The following is a 17,036-nucleotide window of genomic DNA, read 5'->3' on the forward strand; positions in this document are numbered from 1 at the left end:
ACCCTTAAGAAGACGATTTATTGGATAAAGAATTAGTAGATTGGGTAGAGAAGTCTACACTGGTAACATTACCAGTGACGTTGATACGATCGATATTGGCAAGATGGCGCTTGTTGGCTTCGATATCGTTTGAGACGTTTACTTGGCCTGATGATTGAGCCGGTACTTTACCTGTAGGGTCAGTGTGTAGCTCATCGATGCCATTAAATTTGGTGATACTGGCTAAGTTGAAGCCAGCTGGGGCGGCGCTCAAACGCTCTTTTTTGCGGCGTTTGTCAGCAGGTGCCCAGTTGAGCGCCCCTAAACTTAGCGCGTAGATGAGGCCAATTAATAAATCAACCACAAAAATAAGGGCTGTCGCATAGCCGATCCAGCCCACTTCCCGCACCGATACCGAATAGGCATATAAATACAGGGCTTCTAAATCGAAGATCACGAAGAAGATGGCCACTAAATAGAATTTTGCAGACAAACGAATTCGGGCATTGCCTGCTCCGACAACGCCCGATTCAAATACTTCCTCTTTTTCTGTACCTTGCGAGCGTCCACCTAATAAACGTGGTACTACCAGCATGAATATAACCAAACCAATGGCAGCCAAAATAAAGGCTAATGCTGACCAATTAAAGGCGGAAGTCATCTATAAATCTCCTCACTGGCAAGTACCCGATGACACTGATTTTCAATAAATAGGATAAATCAGCGGTGAAATAGGATACATCGGCTGGCAAAATTGAGGTGCTACTATACTTTTTTTAAGCACTAAATGCCAATTTAATACTGAATTAGAGGGTCATAGTTCGGTATGAACTGTCGCGCTCTACTTCTTGACATTTGTTACTTTTTAAGGCAACACCTTCTATTAATTTACTTTAAAATCAGCAGCTTATCCCATTAAGCACTGATAAGCACTGATTTGTATCATTTGGCTATGTTGGCCAATCTGGATATCTGAACATAAGCACTTGGTGTTTGAAAGTGCTTGGTGTCTATACAGTAACAGACGAAGTACGTACAGACTAAGTACGAGGTAGTGTTACCCCTCGTTGACCTTGATATTTACCACCACGATCTTTGTAGCTGGTTTCGCAAATATCATCGGCATCGCTTTGGAAAAATAGCATTTGCGCTACCCCTTCACCCGCATAAATACGCGCAGGCAACGTGGTGGTGTTGCTAAACTCTAAAGTAACATGACCTTCCCACTCAGGCTCAAGTGGGGTAACGTTGACAATTATACCACAGCGGGCGTAAGTTGACTTGCCCAAACAAATGGTCAATACATCACGAGGAATTCTAAAGTATTCTACAGTGCGCGCTAGGGCAAACGAGTTGGGTGGAATAATACACTCATCACCGACGATATCGATAAAGCTATTTTCATCAAAGTTTTTTGGGTCTACTATGGCAGAGTGGACATTAGTGAATACTTTGAATTCACGAGCACAGCGTACATCATAACCATAGCTTGATGTGCCATAACTGACCAACTTATCGCCCGCTTCATTAAACCGTACTTGACCTGGTTCATATGGCTCAATCATGCCATGTTCTTCAGCCATTTTACGAATCCAGCGGTCAGACTTAATTGACATTTCACACCCTTATTTTTTGGTTCTAAACAGTTTTTTGATTATAAACTGTTAATTTATCACAAATTTTTCAAAAGCAGGTCGATTATAATTAAATACAACCGATAGTTAAGCGCCCCAATATTTAGCCCCAATTGGCTTTTTTTTGCTCTATTAGAGTCATTAACGGCGCTATTTTACGCTTATTAATGGCTTTACGCCATCCCCTATGTCAACATCTTGTGGTAACAGCTGTGACAAAGTGTAAGAGGCTAAAATATTATTTGGCCCTTTTTAATCGCTATTAACCCAATGCCCACGCCACATGCCCGCCGCCCCTACCACTTTGCAAAATGGTCTTCTGCAAGACCCATGACGTTATCAAGTGCCACCACATGACCACCCTGCGCTGCGCTAAGTTTTATATGGCCGCAGTATGTGCCAATCCACTGCTCAAACACGCTGGCTATTACCCCATAGTTATCCATCTTTTTATAGACACTTATTGGTGTAAAGGTTAACTCAATCTCCACATCACTCCAGCCTAAATTAAGATGACTAACCTGCCAAGCACAGGCACGCGGCTCATCTGGACTTGTGCCGCACTTAGGCTGCTTGCCACCAGTTAAATCTGACTGTCGGCTAAATAATACCCGCGGCAGATAATAAATCTGCCCATCAATCCAGCATGCATTCTCACTGATCCCAGTCTCATTGACACCCATAGACAGGTTCAGCATAAATGTCCGTCCATCTGGCAACTCGGTGGTGATGCAGCTCCAAAACCAATTGGTCTCATGACGCATAAACCCAAGCGTCCAATCCAAATTAACCAAAGCATGTGGCTTAAGTGGCAGGCTATGGCTTAGGCCCGTTTGTGCTTTGTCACCACTTAGCTTATTGTCTGCCTCATTGTCTGAGTCGGTATCCGCCAGCTTAGGGTAATGTTTAGAGTCGGCAAAAAATGTGAGCGTACCCCCTATTACAGTCAGCGGCTCTTTTTGGGTGAAGCTCCAGCCCCTTCTGCCTGAAGGTGAGCACACTGCCAGCGGCTGATCACTGCGCCCCAACTGAGCTGATACTGCAAACTGCTTACTGACCAAGTCAAGCTGCACCCCTGACTCAGAAAACTGTAGCACCAGCGACAGTTTGCCTTGCTTAAGGCTCATACGCCCTTGCCGATGATCACCACTAAACTCGCTGTTATGGGTGAGAGGCTGCAAGGCTTCAACCACCTCAAACTCGCCAGTATGTTCATTATAAATATAAGCAAACACAGTGCTGGCAAGCTTAATGGTCGCAATTGCCATACAAATACGATACGGCGGCTGCACTATCTGAACAAAGGCAAACTGATTGGCTTTAAACTGTTTGCGCCGCTGAGATACTGCCTTTTGGGAAATCAGGTGACTGTGGTAATCAAGATAATTAATCCGCTCTACCTCAGCAAAGACGCCAAAGTGAGGCTGACCGTCTACGATAAGCTGGTCAATATGTGCCAGTTTCGGCAGCCGAGTCTTTGTCGGGGCTTTAATAGTATTGTTTTGCCTATCCATCTTATATTCCCCAATATCCTTTTGAGTGATTTGAGTGGTGCGCCGCAACTGGCTCATTAAAGCCTAAAAGATACGTCCATCATTGCGCTGCTTAGCAAATTTGGCGATATTGGCTTCAATTTTTTGAGCAATTTCCACATAAAAATGTGCGTAATCATCGCCGTCACCTTGATTGGCAATCACACTCGGTTCACCTTTATCAGCTTGAGCACGGATAGTAGAGGCCAAAGGCAGTTGTCCTAGTAATGGCACCTGATACGCTTCAGATATGGTTTCACCACCGCCGGCACCAAAGATGGCTTCGGTATGACCACAGTTCGAGCAGGTGTGTAGCGCCATGTTCTCCACCACCCCAATCACGGGAATGCTGGTTTTGTTAAACATTTCAATACCTTTTTGGGCATCCATTAAGGCAATGTGCTGCGGCGTGGTGACAATGACCGCCCCTGTCACTGGAATACGCTGCGCCAAGGTAAGCTGAATATCACCGGTACCTGGCGGCATATCAATCACTAAGTAATCCAGCATTGGCCAGTTGGTCTGATTGAACAACTGCATTAACGCACCCGTCGCTTTTGGACCACGCCAAGCCACAGGGGTATTATCACCATCTAGTAAGCTGCCTATGGAGAGCATAGCCAGACCATGCGCCTCTACCGGCACAAACTGCTCATTTTCTAACTGCGGCTTCACGCCTTCCACGCCTAGCATACTGGGCATAGAAGGCCCATAAATATCAGCATCCAATATGCCTACTTTATTGCCAAGCTTTTGTAGGGCTAAGGCGATATTGACCGTCGTGGTTGATTTACCGACGCCGCCTTTGCCTGAGGCCACCACCAAAATATGCTTGATACGTGGATGCGGCTGTAAGCTTGACTGTAAGGGCGCACGCTTGGTAATAGGCGGCTCATCTGTCTGAGACTTGGGCGCAGCCGCGTTGACTGTTTTTGGTAACGTCTTCGCACCGCCTTTGGTAGACGCAAAGGCAGGCATATCATCACTTGTCATAGAGGGGGCCTGAGTAGAGGATGAATGGGAATGAGAGGATGGGCTTGTCTTAGGTTTGGCCGGCAAGCTGACATTTAAGTTTACTTCATTAATACCATAATTTTGTAGGGCAAGTCCTAACTGGCGATGTACCTCTTCAGGATCAGCATCGGCATTTAAGCGCAAATCTAGCGTTACTGAATCGCCGTATTGTTTAATAGCTGTCACTTTATTATCTTGACCACCGGCACTATGGTCTTGTAATACTTGATTGGCTACCGCAAACAGCTGTTCGCTTTGCAGGCTTTTTTCACTGTTTTTGTCGTTTTTAGCCATCGATTTTTTTATAAAATTAAACATGATTGCCCCTAAGCCTTACGGCTATAAATTTAATATTGCACGCTTTGGCATGACACGTATGACACACATTATAAGTATTTTAGCTAGTTTAGCTGACTTTGATGGATAAAAAAACCACACTGACAACGCCGCATTTTTATCAAACAGTCCGGCACATGGCCTTACATCATTTGTTTTGCGCGGTGACTTAAAGCGGTAAAAACTTAGAAGCAATAAACAAATAAATGGCCACACCTGAAGCATCACACACCGAGGTGATTAATGGTGCACTGGCGCTGGCCGGATCAAAGCCGAGCTTATTAAGCACAAAAGGTAGACTCATACCAATCACACAACCAATCATCACCACAGACACCATACTTAGCGCCAGCACTAAGGACACCACTGCATCACCACGTACATAGCCAATCACTGAAATTGCAGCAGCCATAGTTATCCCCAGCAATAAGGCCACTAAAGCTTCACGCCCAAGCAGTGAGAACCAATCTCGCATCACCACTTCTCCTGTGGCCAAGGCCCGCACCATCAGTGTTGCTGATTGAGAGCCGGCGTTACCGCCACTGTCCACCAATAAAGGCAAGAAGAATACCAACACTAAATTGGCTGCAATCACCTCTTCAAAGTGAGCAATACCGACCCCTGATATTAGGTTACCAAACACCAAAAATACCAACCAAAATACCCGTTTACGATACAAAATACGAATACTGGTGTCTTTAAAGCTGCCTACTAAGCTTGAGACGCCCCCTGACTTGTGGAAGTCATCGGTGGCTTCATCACTTGCCACATCCATCGCATCATCATGGGTCACAATACCAACCAGTGCCCCACCGTCATCAATAATAGGCAGCGCAATTAAATCATAACGGGCGACCTTTTTTGCCACATCTTCTTGGTCTTCATTGACATTTGAAGCCACCACTGAGGTGAGCATAATATCGCCAATGCTCTGCTCAGGTGAGGCCAAAATTAGACTGCGCAGTGAAATGACCCCAATTAATTGGCGCTCAGAATCAATCACATAAGCATGATAAATGGTCTCAGCATCTGGTGCTTCTAAACGCAGTGCGGCTAAAGCTTGTGCCACCGTCATCTGCGCTTTTAACGTGGCATAGTCAGAGGTCATTAAAGCCCCAGCTGTGCCCTCAGCATAAGCAGACAAAAGGCGAATATCCTCACGTTCTGCCTGAGCCAAAGCGGGCAATAACGCATCACGCTGGCTTTGATCTAAGCGCTTATATAAGTCGGTACGCTCATCAGAGGGCATATCGCCCACCAGTCGGGCCAGATTTGCCCTAGGGAATTGATAGGCCAAAGCCACTTGGTCTTCTGCCTCTAAATAAGAAAAAACAGTCGCCCTATTGGGTAGGCGGTCTAACAGTTGCCAAGACAATTTAGGGGGGATTAATGCCAAGATATCAGCCGTATCAATGGGGCGTAAATCATGCACTTGGCCAATGGCTGTATCGAATTTTTGTTGTTCAATGGCTGTGGTCAGCAGCTGTGCAATGTCTTTATGAGTCATGGTTTTTACTCCTTGCAGCTCATTGGATGCCGCAAGTAACGGTATAGGATAGATAACAACGTCAATAAGAAGATGGATGACAAATTAGATAAGCAAAAAAGCCAATAAAACATATTGGCTTATGATTCAGACTAAAAATATTACTCAAGCATAAGCAGGATAAAACTCAAGCGCTGGTATAGGTCTGTGCTAAAAATAGGAATATCAGCTCGGCGGCGGTATGAGTATTAATCAAAAAAGCTTAGCATCACCGGTAAGTATGTTACCGGTGATGCTAAGCGATTGGGCTAGGATTAGCAAGGCCTTGACTGTTAAGTTAAGCAAACGCTTAATTCATAAACCAGCCATGGCTTGCCACAATAGACTGACCGGTAAATACATTGGTCGGGAATGCAGCCAAGAACAATGCTAACTGAGCGATATCTTCCGTACTGGTAAACTCCTTATCCACGGTATTCACCAGCATAATGTCATTGACCACTTCTTCTTCGCTAATGCCCTTTTCACGCGCCTGCTCAGGAATTTGTTTTTCAACCAAAGGCGTCTTGACAAAGCCTGGGCAAATCACGTGCGAGCGCACATTGTACTGAGCACCCTCTTTTGCCAACACCCGGCACAATCCTAACAGCCCATGCTTGGCCGTCACATAAGGGGCTTTAAATAAGGAAGCTTCATGTGAGTGTACCGAGCCGGTATAAATCACTGTTCCTACTTTATCATTGCTATACATGTATTGTAGCGCTGCTTTGGTGGTCAAAAATGCCCCATCTAAATGAATAGACTGCATCTTTTTCCAATCACTAAAGCTTAGCTTATGAATGGGGTCAATAATTTGAATGCCGGCATTAGACACTAAAATATCGATACCACCAAAGTGATCCACCAACGCCTTCACCCCATCATTGACCGCAGATTCAGACGAGACATCCATGGCAAGGGCCAATGCCTTACCGCCGGCAGCCTCAATATCTTTGACGACATTTTGTGCAGCTTCAAGATTAATATCTGCTACACCGACCGCTGCGCCTGCCTTAGCATAAGTTTCGGCGATGTCTCGGCCGATACCACTGGCGGCACCGGTTACTAAAGCCACTTTGCCGGTTAAGTCCTGATTGAGTTGAGTCATCCTTGTCTACTCCTGAGTGCTTAGAACAGCACCATCAGCTGGCGCCATTAAATTGTGTATAAAACAGTGGGTTATTGGCTAATCTTCACTGGGGTATTTTTTTGTAGCTCATCGAAACTTACCCCATCAGCCAGCTCAACTAGCTTAAGGCCGGTGTCAGTGACATCCAGTACTGCCAACTCTGTGATAATACGATCGACTACTTTTTTGCCGGTTAGTGGCAGCTGACACTCAGCTAAGATTTTGGGTTCGCCATGCTTATTGATCTGCTCCATAAGCACAATCACTCGTTGCACGCCTGCCACCAAGTCCATAGCGCCGCCCATACCTTTGACCATTTTTCCTGGAATCATCCAGTTGGCCAAATCGCCCTGCTCAGAGACTTCCATCGCGCCTAAAATAGCTAGGTTCACATGGCCGCCACGGATCATAGCAAAAGACTCTGAGCTACCAAAGAAGCTGGCACCTGGCTTAGCCGTAACGGTTTGCTTGCCGGCATTAATCAAGTCAGGATCCACGTTCTCTTGTGTGGGAAACTCGCCAATACCCAGTAGGCCGTTCTCAGATTGTAGCCAAACATGCATACCCTCAGGGATATAGTTGGCAACCATAGTCGGCAAGCCGATACCTAAGTTAACATAAAAACCATCTTGTAGTTCTTTGGCCGCACGCTGCGCCATCTGCTCTCTTGTCCATGCCATGGTGATACTCCTTATTATTCATTAATACTTAAGTGGCTATTTTTTTACGGTAATTTTTTCGATGCGTTTTTCTGGCGTACTATTTAATACCAGACGCTGTACAAAAATACCAGGCAGATGAATTTGATCGGCATCCAGCTCACCAATTTCAACGATCTCTTCCACTTCAGCCACTGTAATTTTGCCCGCCATGGCACAATCTGGATTAAAGTTGCGTGCGGTTTTATTAAAGATAAGATTGCCTGCTTTGTCGGCTTTTTGGGCTTTAATAAGTGCCACATCAGCCGTCAGCGAATGCTCTAGAATATAGGTGCGACCATCAAAGTCGCGAGACTCCTTGCCTTCGGCTACCTGTGTGCCCACGCCTGTGGCGGTATAAAAAGCAGGAATACCCGCGCCGCCTGCACGTAGCTTTTCAGCCAAAGTGCCTTGAGGGGTTAATTCAACTTCGAGCTCACCGCCTAAGAACTGACGTTCAAATTCTTTATTTTCACCCACATAAGAGGCGATCATTTTTTTGATTTGACGGGTCTTTAATAACAGGCCCAACCCAAAGTCATCCACGCCAGCATTATTACTAATACAGGTGAGCGCTGTGGCCCCACTGTCTCTTAATGCCAAAATAAGATTTTCTGGAATACCGCACAATCCAAAGCCGCCAATGGCTAACGTTTGTCCGTCTTGGATGATGTCTTCTAACGCCGCTTCAGCACTGGCGTATACCTTTGATTGACTCATTATTCTCTCCCTGTTGAATCAACGTAAATGATGATGTGTACCTATATTTGTACCTATATTTGTGCCTATAAAAGACTTTAATACCCACAGAAGCTTGCACACATTGTGGCATATATAAATGGTATAGACATTAATAGTATAGACATTAATAGTATATATTCGCAAAATCGAATATAATATTTTTTTGCTCGTAGACTGATGCTGATTTGCGCCATTGCATAGCAAGCCTGTTTGCCAAAAGGCCCGCTGTATCATTAAGCGCTAATAAGCCCGTTAGTTTACTGCATTTGGTATATAGTGTACAACTGATAACCCATCTTGATGTGTCATCACTGCCCCATTTATATATAGCAACCTACTTGATATAGGGACTTATCAGTAGCACAGCCGATTAAGTCTGCTTAATTTAGCAGCTTAATGGGCTTGGTGTTTTTTTATTCATATTTAAGCCAAGGAGAAGGCACCTATGTTTAGCACACTTGCGATTATCGTCACTTTATTATTACTGATGTTTTTTGCCTATCGTGGCTACTCAGTTTTAATCTTAGCACCCATCATGGCCGTCTTGGCGGTTTTATTATCCGGTGACTTTTTAAGCAGTATCCCTGCTTACACTGACGTATTTATGTCAGCCCTTAGTGGATTTTTATTAAAATTTTTCCCAATATTTTTATTAGGCGCTTTATTTGGTCGGCTTATTGCAGACTCTGGCGCTGCTACTGCCATCGCCAATACCGTGGTGAACAAAATGGGTAGCGACAAAGCCATTTTGTCGGTCATTATGGTCTGTGCTATTTTGACTTATGGGGGCGTCTCTTTATTCGTGGTGGCCTTCGCCATTTATCCCATCGCCAAAAACTTGTTTAAAGCGGCAGACATTCCTAAGCGCTTGATTCCAGCGGCCATTGCTTTAGGGTAATTTACTTTTACTATGACCGCACTGCCTGGTACCCCTGCCATTCAAAACGCAATCCCCATTCCCTACTACAATACCAACGTCTTTGCTGCACCTATCTTAGGTACTATAGGCGCTGCCATTATGTTTTTTGCGGGTTGGTATTGGCTACAGTTGCGTGCTAATAAAGCCAAGCTTGCTGGTGAAGGGTACGGGTCACACGATGATGATTTGGAACAAAAAGGCGATATTGATCACAGCCAAACCAGCCTAGATCATCAAATTTCTTTTACAACAGCAATTATTCCGCTCATATTGGTTATCGCTTTAAATGCGTTATTAACTTATGTGGTCTTTCCAAGCTTAGATTTTAGCGCCCTACAAGCTCAGTATCCGGATTTAAATATCCAAGGATCTCTAGGACTGTGGTCTATTATTATTGCTTTGCTTGTGGCTTGTACCGCGTTAGTGATACTGCGCATAGGACATTGGCACAACCTAAAAAAATCCATCAACCGCGGCACTTATGACTCGATGCTGCCTATTTTTAATACCGCCTCGGAAGTCGGCTATGGGGCAGTGATTGCTTCTTTGGCAGGCTTTATTATCATTCGCGATAGTATTTTGAATCTAACGCCTGACAATCCACTTATCTCTGAAGCAGTGGCGATGACGACCCTTGCAGGTATTACGGGCTCTTCTTCAGGCGGTCTAAGTATTGCACTGTCAACCTTGGGTGAGAGTTACTACAAAATGGCTTTGGCCACAGGCATTGACCCCGAGCTGATGCACCGCGTTGCAGTTATGGCCGCCGGCGGTCTAGACACCTTGCCACACAGTGGTGCGGTAATCACCCTATTGGCCATCTGTGGATTGACTCACAAACAGTCTTATCTCAATATCGCTATGGTAACCATGGGCATTCCTTTGATCGCTACTACAGTGGTGATTGTATTAGGTACTTTGTTTGGCTCTTTTTAAGATAATCTGCTTAAGCCCTCTTAATGAATGAACAAAACTATCAAACCAAAAAATCCCCACATAGTCGCTATGTGGGGATTTTGTTATGTGAGGGTAGTTATGGCTAAAGCCGTTTATACCAATAACCAAAAACCCCCCGTAATAATAGCGCCTGAGACCGCTAGGATAATCAGACAGTAGCCCATAATGGCTCTGGCATCTAATCCTGCGATACCCAGCAGTGGCAGTGCCCAAAAGGGCTGAATCATGTTGGTCCAAGCATCGCCCCAAGCAATCGCCATGGCGGTCACACTTGGACTGACATTCAACGCCAAGCCTGCTGGCATCATCACTGGCCCTTGTACCGCAAACTGACCGCCGCCTGAGGGTACAAAGATGTTTACCAAGCCTGCACTTAAAAAGGCAAAGACAGGAAAGCTATCGGCTGTGGCATTATTCACAAAAAACTCAGTCACTTCACTACTGATAGACACCCCATCGGCATTGGCACCCGTCATAATCCCCATAATACCGCCATAAAATGGGAACAACAAAACGATACCGGCAATACCCCCAATACCTGATTTCACTGCACGGTAATAACGCTCAAGGGTACCATGCGCCATCAGTCCAATAAATAAAAACAGACCGATAACAATATCTAATCCTAAGTTAAAGCCATTGGTCGAAAAGTAATTGATGTAATACATCAGCGCTAACAGCAGTAAGATGATGGCCACCACGCGGCTGTCATCTAATTTTTGAGCCGGTGTATTAGTTTCAGGGGCTACATAAGCCTCTATTTTAATGAGCGCCGGATCTACTATGGTCGGATTTTTTGGGTGCATCATGCGGTTGACTATTGGCAATACCACAATTAAAGCGGCCAAAATAATAAGATTATATGAAGCAAAAATCGTCTGTGATAAAGGAATTGCTTCGGTTAATACCCCACCTGAGAGCGTCTGCAAGTTATCGCCGCCCGTACTTAAGGTTAAGGGAATAGATCCTGAGAAGCCGCCATGCCAAATCACAAAACCAGAATAAGCCGCTGCCACCAATAAGGGATAATCCACATTAGGCAGCTTTCTGGCCAAAGACTTGGCAAAAATAGCCCCGACCACCAGACCAAAACCCCAGTTAATCCATGAGCCTGCCAGTCCCACCAACGTTGAGATGACAATGGCTGTGGTCGGTGAGGTAACCTTTGAGGCCAGACTGTCTAAAAAACGTTGAATGATGGGCGCATTGGCAAAAGCGTAACCGGTAACCAACACCAGTGCCATCTGCATAGCAAAGCTGTGTAACGACCACAGACCACCGCCCCAGTGTCCCGCCATGGTCAGCACATCTTGTCCGGTCAATAAGACACCACCCAAAAAGGCAATCAGGGTTAATACAATTGAGAAAACAAAAGGAGAGGGTAAATAGCGATTAACCAGCTGAACGCTGGCATTGGTAAGTATCTGAAACATGACTAACTTCCTTGTGCTAAGTAAAGATAAGAACTTATAGTGGGGTCCATCCCTACTTAATGTTATGAGAAATAGGCGGCGTATGGTAGCGCAAATTTTAGATATTGAGAATAATTTTTATTAAAACTGGGGCTGTTTTTTGCCCAGCCCTTGAATCACAAACACTATAGAGGCATCAGCGTATGTGATAAAACCAGTGAATATAAAATTCATCCCGAGGTAAATTCCCATTTTTATGCCATTTGCGGTATCATAGGCGCACATTTTATATTCTGATAATCCTCTTAAAATCAACAAACTTAAATAGGTGATTTTGTGCGTCAAATACTCGTAACCAGTGCCCTGCCCTATGCCAATGGCCCTATTCACTTAGGACATTTGGTGGAATACATTCAAACTGACATTTGGGTACGAGCGATGAAGGCTCAAGGCCATCAAGTCACCTACGTTTGTGCTGATGACGCTCACGGTACCGCCATTATGCTAAAAGCTGAAGCCAATGGGGTCACGCCAGAGCAGCAAATCGCCACTGTAAAAGCCTCTCACGAAGCAGATTTTAGTAAATTCTTAATTGGTTTTGACAACTACCACTCTACTCACTCTGAAGAAAACCGTGAGCTATCTGAGTTAATTTATCGCCGTCTAAATGGTGAAGGTCATATCTCAACCAAAGATGTTGAGCAATTATTTGATCCAGAAAAAGGCTTATTTTTAGCCGACCGTTTCGTGAAAGGCGAATGCCGAGAATGTGGGGCTCAAGACCAATATGGTGATAACTGTGAAGTGTGCGGCACCACTTACAATGCCACTGAACTTAAAAACCCGTATTCGACCTTATCGGGTGCAACCCCTGTATTAAGAACCTCAAAACACTACTTCTTTAACCTGCCTGAATTTGAGAGCTTCTTAAAACAGTGGACCAAAGATGAGGGACGTTTACAGCCCTCAGTTTCTAACAAGCTTCAGGAGTGGTTTGAAGCCGGCCTTGCCAGCTGGGACATCTCACGTGATGCGCCCTATTTCGGCTTCAAAATCCCAGACACGCCAGAGGGTGAGCCGGATAAATACTTTTATGTGTGGCTAGATGCCCCTGTGGGCTATATGGCCAGTTTTAAAAACCTATGCAAACAGCGTCAAGGCTCCACTGATCCACAACAACCAGAATTGAGCTTCGATGATTATTGGTTACAAGAAAATCAGCATAAAACTGAGCTGTATCATTTCATCGGCAAAGACATTGTTTATTTCCACGCTTTATTTTGGCCCGCCATGCTGGCCGGCAGTGAATACCGTACCCCAACGGGGGTGTTCGCTCACGGCTTCTTAATGGTCAATGGCGATAAAATGAGCAAATCTCGCGGCACCTTTATCCAAGCCGAAACCTTTGCCAAACATTTAAACCCTGAGTATCTACGTTATTATTTCGCCAGCAAACTGTCTGAGAAAGTTGAAGACATTAATCTAGACTTTGCAGATTTTATGCAAAAGGTGAACTCAGACATGGTCGGTAAAGTGGTGAATATTGCCAGCCGTAGCGCCGGTTTTATTGCCAAAAAATATGATGGCATGCTCTCAGACAGCTGTGCTGAGCCTGAGTTATTGAATGAGATTGTGCGCGCTGGTGAAGAGATTGCTACGGCTTATGAAAATCGTGAGTTTAGCCGTGCCATGCGCCTGATCATGCAGTGCGCAGACAAGGCTAACGAATATATCGACAGCAAAAAGCCTTGGGCAATGGCCAAAGAAGAAGGCCGTGAACAAGAGGTTCAGGATGTATGTACGGTTGCTATCAATATTTTCCGTCAATTGATGGTGTATTTGGCGCCTGTGTTACCAGAGCTTACAGACAATGCCAAAGCCTTCTTAAATATTGATGACTTAAGCTTTGCCAGCCGCCATGAGTTATTGCTAGGTCATAAAATCAATAAGTTTAAGCCGTTAATGCAGCGTATTGAACAGGCTCAAATTGATGCTATGGTGGCAGACTCCAAACAAGACTTGTTGGCAACACCAACTGCTCAGGCCGATAACGTAGCTAAAGCAGCTCAAGCGTCAGAAACTAATGATCAGCAAGACAGCGACTACATAGAGTTTGATGACTTTATGAAAGTTGAAATGACGGTGGCTCAAGTACTTGAATGTAATCATGTTGAGGGTGCAGACAAGCTACTGCAGTTCACATTAGACATCGGCAAAGAGCAGCCCATTAATGTCTTTAGTGGCATTCGTAAATTCTATGAACCTGAGCAACTGGCCAACAAAAAAGTGATTTGTGTCACTAATCTTGTCCCGCGCAAAATGAAATTTGGGGTGTCAGAAGGTATGATCTTATCATCAGGCGATCCAAAAACAGGACTGGTGGTCATCACGCTACCTGACGAGTGTAAAGTGGGCGATAAATTGGCTTAAGCCTTTTTAAGATAAGTGCCTCTTTATCATAAAAGCCGATGTTGTTAACATCGGCTTTTATATTATTTATATTTTATTTAGCTAGTTTTTTTATTTCCCACTTATGTTACATTATTGTAATATAGCCTTACACTGTTAAACCCCAATGGATTCGTAAATACTTATGCAGTCAAATTATTCCTCCTCTTTGCCTTATCGCAGCGCTGCTGCCACTCTTAATGCTCAACCAAAAAGCAACAAAGTTTGGCAAGGCTTATTGGCTTTGGGTATGGGCTTAAGCTTAGCTGCACTAAGTGGCTGCTCGGATGCCGATCAAGCGCAGCAAGAGCCTGTCGCTGATGCGCCTGCCAAAGAAGCCAAGACCATAGCCATTACTCAAATCGTTGAGCATCCCTCACTTGATGAGATTCGCCGCGGCATTACTGAAGAGTTGGCCGCCAATGATTATGTGGAAGGTAAAAACTTAACGGTGAATTTCCAAAGCGCACAAGGCAATACCGCCACCGCCGGTCAGATTGCCAAGCAGTTCGCCGGTGATATGCCAGATGCCATTGTGGCCATTTCTACCCCATCGGCACAAACTGTGGTGGCCTCTACTAAGAATATTCCGGTTATTTATACCGCCATCTCTGATCCTTTGGCCGCCAAACTAATTAATGAAAATAACGTACCGACCCAGCCGAATGTCACCGGTTTATCCAGTCAGCTGCCTATCGAGCCACCGCTGGATTTAATCCAGAAGATTGTGCCACAGGCTAAGACCATTGGTTATGTATACAGCCCTGGGGAGGCCAACTCAGTCACGGTATTAAAGCAGCTACAAGCTGCCGCACCGGCTCGGGGTCTAAAAATATTAGAGGTGACTGCCAACCGTCCTAATGATGTGGCTATGGCAACCCGTAGCTTACAAGGCCGTGTCGATGTGATTTATACCTCACTTGATAACAATGTCATTAGTGCTTTTGAAGCCATGGCCGGCGCTGCTAATGAGATGAAAATCCCAGTTATTACCTCAGATGAGTTCAGTGTGCGCCGCGGTGCCACAGCAGCTTTAGGTGTTAATGACTATGATTTTGGCCGCGTGACCGGCAAGATGGTATACCGCGTGCTAAACGGTGAAGCGATTACCGATATCAAGCCTGAGGTAATGAACAAGCTAACTTTGTATGTCAGCCCAAAACATGCCCAACAGCAAGGGGTCAGCTTAGATCCCTCTATCTTAAAAGGGGCAGTTAACGTGGATGAGACCAAACCCAGTACTGAGCCCAATAAATAAACAATTGCCCTTAACTATTTAGGCAATGCTGAAGCAAACAGCAGATTTACCAGCAAACACGTCTTATAAATGGACCTTTATAAGAGCATTTTATTTTAGGAGATACACCCATGTTCAACCCCAATCGTTTTGTTAAGACCCTTATGTGGGGCGGTGTTGCTACCGCTATTTTAGCGGGTTGTAACCAGCAGCCGAGTACAGATACCGCCGCGCAAAGCAGCGATGACACCAAAGCTGGCACCTCAAGCGAAGTCAAGCACGTGGCCATTACCGCCATTGTTGAGCATCCTGCACTAGATGCTGTGCGTCAAGGGGTTGTTGAGGAGCTTGCCGAAGAAGGATTTGTGGAAGGCAAAAATCTTGAGATTAACTTCCAAAGTGCCCAAGGCAACACCGCCACCGCCGGTCAGATTGCCAAACAATTTGTCGGCGACAACCCCGATGTTATCGTGGCCATTGCAACCCCATCTGCCCAGTCTGTGGCCGCAGCAACCAATACCATTCCTTTGGTATTCTCAGCGGTGACCGATCCTGTAGAAGCCAAGCTATTAAAAAGCATGGATGGCTCTGGCACCAACGTAACGGGCGCCTCTGATGCCCTACCCTACGCGCCGCAAATTGACTTGATGAAGCAGATTATTCCTAGCCTAAAAAATGTCGGCTACGTATACAGCCCTGGTGAAGTCAACTCTACGGTCATCTTAAAGAATCTACAAGAACAGCTACAGCCTATGGGCATCACTGTGCACTCAGCACCAGCACAAAAAAGTAATGACATCGCTATGGCAGCTCGCAGTATTGCTGACAAAGTAGACGTTATCTATACCTCAACTGACAACAACGTTGTGTCCGCTTACGAGTCACTATATCAAGTGGCCAAAGAAAGCAAAGTACCATTAATCGCCTCTGATACCAGCTCGGTTGAGCGTGGCGCCATTGCCGCTTTAGGCGTGAACTATCATGACTTAGGTCGTGAAACTGGTAAAATCGTCGGCCGTATCTTAAAGGGTGAAAAACCAGGTGATATTCCTGTGTATACCCCAACTTCTTTAGACTTATATGTCAGCCCCACTCACGCTAAAGAGCAAGGCATTGAGCTGTCAAAAGAAGTGATGGACCAGGCCAAAGAAGTGGTTAAATAGACCGTTTTAGGGCAAAAATATTGAGTCAGTCAAATAAAAGGCACATGATCTTCATGTGCTTTTTAGATTGTTTAAATTTGGCGTTATTTGCTAGAATAAATCTTTTTTGGCCAGATGACTATTTATTGCCTAGGTAGTGGTCTTATCTTACTGGTGAGTGTTTTGCTGACAATTCAAGAATTACGCAGCCCTAAGACTCATCGGTTTACCCTAATTGCAGATTATTTAATCTGTTAAATCCACTTTGGCTAACTGTCTATTGACTGTGCTGGTATATTATTTTATTTAAGTGTTGCCAGCTCACACAATCAA

At 45.0% G+C, this 17,036-nt stretch carries 12 protein-coding genes and 1 pseudogene; 4 read left to right on the forward strand and 9 right to left on the reverse strand.

The features are described from left to right. Positions 1-4: 4 nt before the first annotated feature. The 8 genes from ndhC to DLE54_RS07935 form a co-directional block, all read right to left on the reverse strand. Complete coding sequence (ndhC, locus tag DLE54_RS07900; RefSeq protein ID WP_011960916.1) at positions 5-640, reverse strand: NADH-quinone oxidoreductase subunit A; 636 nt, start codon at positions 638-640, stop codon at positions 5-7. A 379-nt stretch (positions 641-1,019) separates the two neighbouring features. Next, positions 1,020-1,595, reverse strand: coding sequence for a dCTP deaminase (dcd, locus tag DLE54_RS07905; RefSeq protein WP_011960917.1), 576 nt, complete (start codon positions 1,593-1,595; stop codon positions 1,020-1,022). Positions 1,596-1,909: 314 nt separating this feature from the next. After that, the gene (locus DLE54_RS07910; RefSeq protein WP_227535056.1) at positions 1,910-3,184 is read right to left on the reverse strand and encodes a DUF2804 family protein; all 1,275 of its coding nucleotides are present in this window, start codon (positions 3,182-3,184) and stop codon (positions 1,910-1,912) included. A 6-nt stretch (positions 3,185-3,190) separates the two neighbouring features. Further along, positions 3,191-4,477, reverse strand: coding sequence for an iron-sulfur cluster carrier protein ApbC (gene apbC, locus DLE54_RS07915; protein ID WP_110816795.1), 1,287 nt, complete (start codon positions 4,475-4,477; stop codon positions 3,191-3,193). Between the two features lie 187 nt (positions 4,478-4,664). After that, entirely contained in the window at positions 4,665-6,002 is a 1,338-nt protein-coding gene (gene mgtE, locus DLE54_RS07920; protein ID WP_110816796.1) for a magnesium transporter, read from the reverse strand. A 328-nt stretch (positions 6,003-6,330) separates the two neighbouring features. Continuing rightward, on the reverse strand, positions 6,331-7,128 hold the full coding sequence (locus DLE54_RS07925; RefSeq protein WP_110816797.1) for a 3-hydroxybutyrate dehydrogenase: 798 nt from the start codon (positions 7,126-7,128) through the stop codon (positions 6,331-6,333). A 71-nt stretch (positions 7,129-7,199) separates the two neighbouring features. Further along, on the reverse strand, positions 7,200-7,829 hold the full coding sequence (locus DLE54_RS07930; protein WP_110816798.1) for a CoA transferase subunit B: 630 nt from the start codon (positions 7,827-7,829) through the stop codon (positions 7,200-7,202). Between the two features lie 36 nt (positions 7,830-7,865). After that, the gene (locus tag DLE54_RS07935; protein WP_011960923.1) at positions 7,866-8,567 is read right to left on the reverse strand and encodes a CoA transferase subunit A; all 702 of its coding nucleotides are present in this window, start codon (positions 8,565-8,567) and stop codon (positions 7,866-7,868) included. Between the two features lie 466 nt (positions 8,568-9,033). Here DLE54_RS07935 and DLE54_RS07940 point away from each other — a divergent pair. Beyond that, positions 9,034-10,443: pseudogene (locus DLE54_RS07940) on the forward strand (GntP family permease). Between the two features lie 113 nt (positions 10,444-10,556). Here DLE54_RS07940 and DLE54_RS07945 read toward each other — a convergent pair. Beyond that, positions 10,557-11,897 carry a short-chain fatty acid transporter gene (locus tag DLE54_RS07945; protein ID WP_110816799.1) on the reverse strand — a complete coding sequence of 447 codons (1,341 nt, stop codon included), beginning with the start codon at positions 11,895-11,897 and terminating at the stop codon, positions 10,557-10,559. A 315-nt stretch (positions 11,898-12,212) separates the two neighbouring features. On the opposite strand from DLE54_RS07945, the gene metG reads away from it, so the two are divergent. From metG to DLE54_RS07960, 3 genes are all read left to right on the forward strand, one after another. After that, positions 12,213-14,306: a methionine--tRNA ligase gene (gene metG, locus DLE54_RS07950; RefSeq protein WP_110816800.1), complete on the forward strand. Its 2,094-nt coding sequence runs from the start codon at positions 12,213-12,215 to the stop codon at positions 14,304-14,306. A gap of 268 nt (positions 14,307-14,574) precedes the next feature. Then, on the forward strand, positions 14,575-15,582 hold the full coding sequence (locus DLE54_RS07955) for an ABC transporter substrate-binding protein (protein ID WP_110817360.1): 1,008 nt from the start codon (positions 14,575-14,577) through the stop codon (positions 15,580-15,582). Between the two features lie 110 nt (positions 15,583-15,692). Next, positions 15,693-16,724 (forward strand): ABC transporter substrate-binding protein, encoded by a 1,032-nt coding sequence (locus tag DLE54_RS07960; protein WP_011960929.1) that lies wholly within the window; start codon positions 15,693-15,695, stop codon positions 16,722-16,724. Positions 16,725-17,036 lie beyond the last annotated feature (312 nt).

It is taken from the genome of Psychrobacter sp. YP14 (assembly GCF_003209315.1).
Classification (GTDB): Bacteria; Pseudomonadota; Gammaproteobacteria; order Pseudomonadales; family Moraxellaceae; genus Psychrobacter; species Psychrobacter raelei.

What these genes read in the sequence shown, in the direction of transcription:
- DLE54_RS07945 (WP_110816799.1), bottom strand. Translation starts at nt 11,897, where the DNA reads ATGTTTCAGATACTTACCAATGCCAGCGTTCAGCTGGTTAATCGCTAT.
- DLE54_RS07935 (WP_011960923.1), bottom strand. Translation starts at nt 8,567, where the DNA reads ATGAGTCAATCAAAGGTATACGCCAGTGCTGAAGCGGCGTTAGAAGAC.
- ndhC (WP_011960916.1), bottom strand. Translation starts at nt 640, where the DNA reads ATGACTTCCGCCTTTAATTGGTCAGCATTAGCCTTTATTTTGGCTGCC.
- dcd (WP_011960917.1), bottom strand. Translation starts at nt 1,595, where the DNA reads ATGTCAATTAAGTCTGACCGCTGGATTCGTAAAATGGCTGAAGAACAT.
- DLE54_RS07960 (WP_011960929.1), top strand. Translation starts at nt 15,693, where the DNA reads ATGTTCAACCCCAATCGTTTTGTTAAGACCCTTATGTGGGGCGGTGTT.
- DLE54_RS07955 (WP_110817360.1), top strand. Translation starts at nt 14,575, where the DNA reads ATGGGCTTAAGCTTAGCTGCACTAAGTGGCTGCTCGGATGCCGATCAA.
- DLE54_RS07910 (WP_227535056.1), bottom strand. Translation starts at nt 3,184, where the DNA reads ATGAGCCAGTTGCGGCGCACCACTCAAATCACTCAAAAGGATATTGGG.
- DLE54_RS07925 (WP_110816797.1), bottom strand. Translation starts at nt 7,128, where the DNA reads ATGACTCAACTCAATCAGGACTTAACCGGCAAAGTGGCTTTAGTAACC.
- DLE54_RS07930 (WP_110816798.1), bottom strand. Translation starts at nt 7,829, where the DNA reads ATGGCATGGACAAGAGAGCAGATGGCGCAGCGTGCGGCCAAAGAACTA.
- apbC (WP_110816795.1), bottom strand. Translation starts at nt 4,477, where the DNA reads ATGTTTAATTTTATAAAAAAATCGATGGCTAAAAACGACAAAAACAGT.
- mgtE (WP_110816796.1), bottom strand. Translation starts at nt 6,002, where the DNA reads ATGACTCATAAAGACATTGCACAGCTGCTGACCACAGCCATTGAACAA.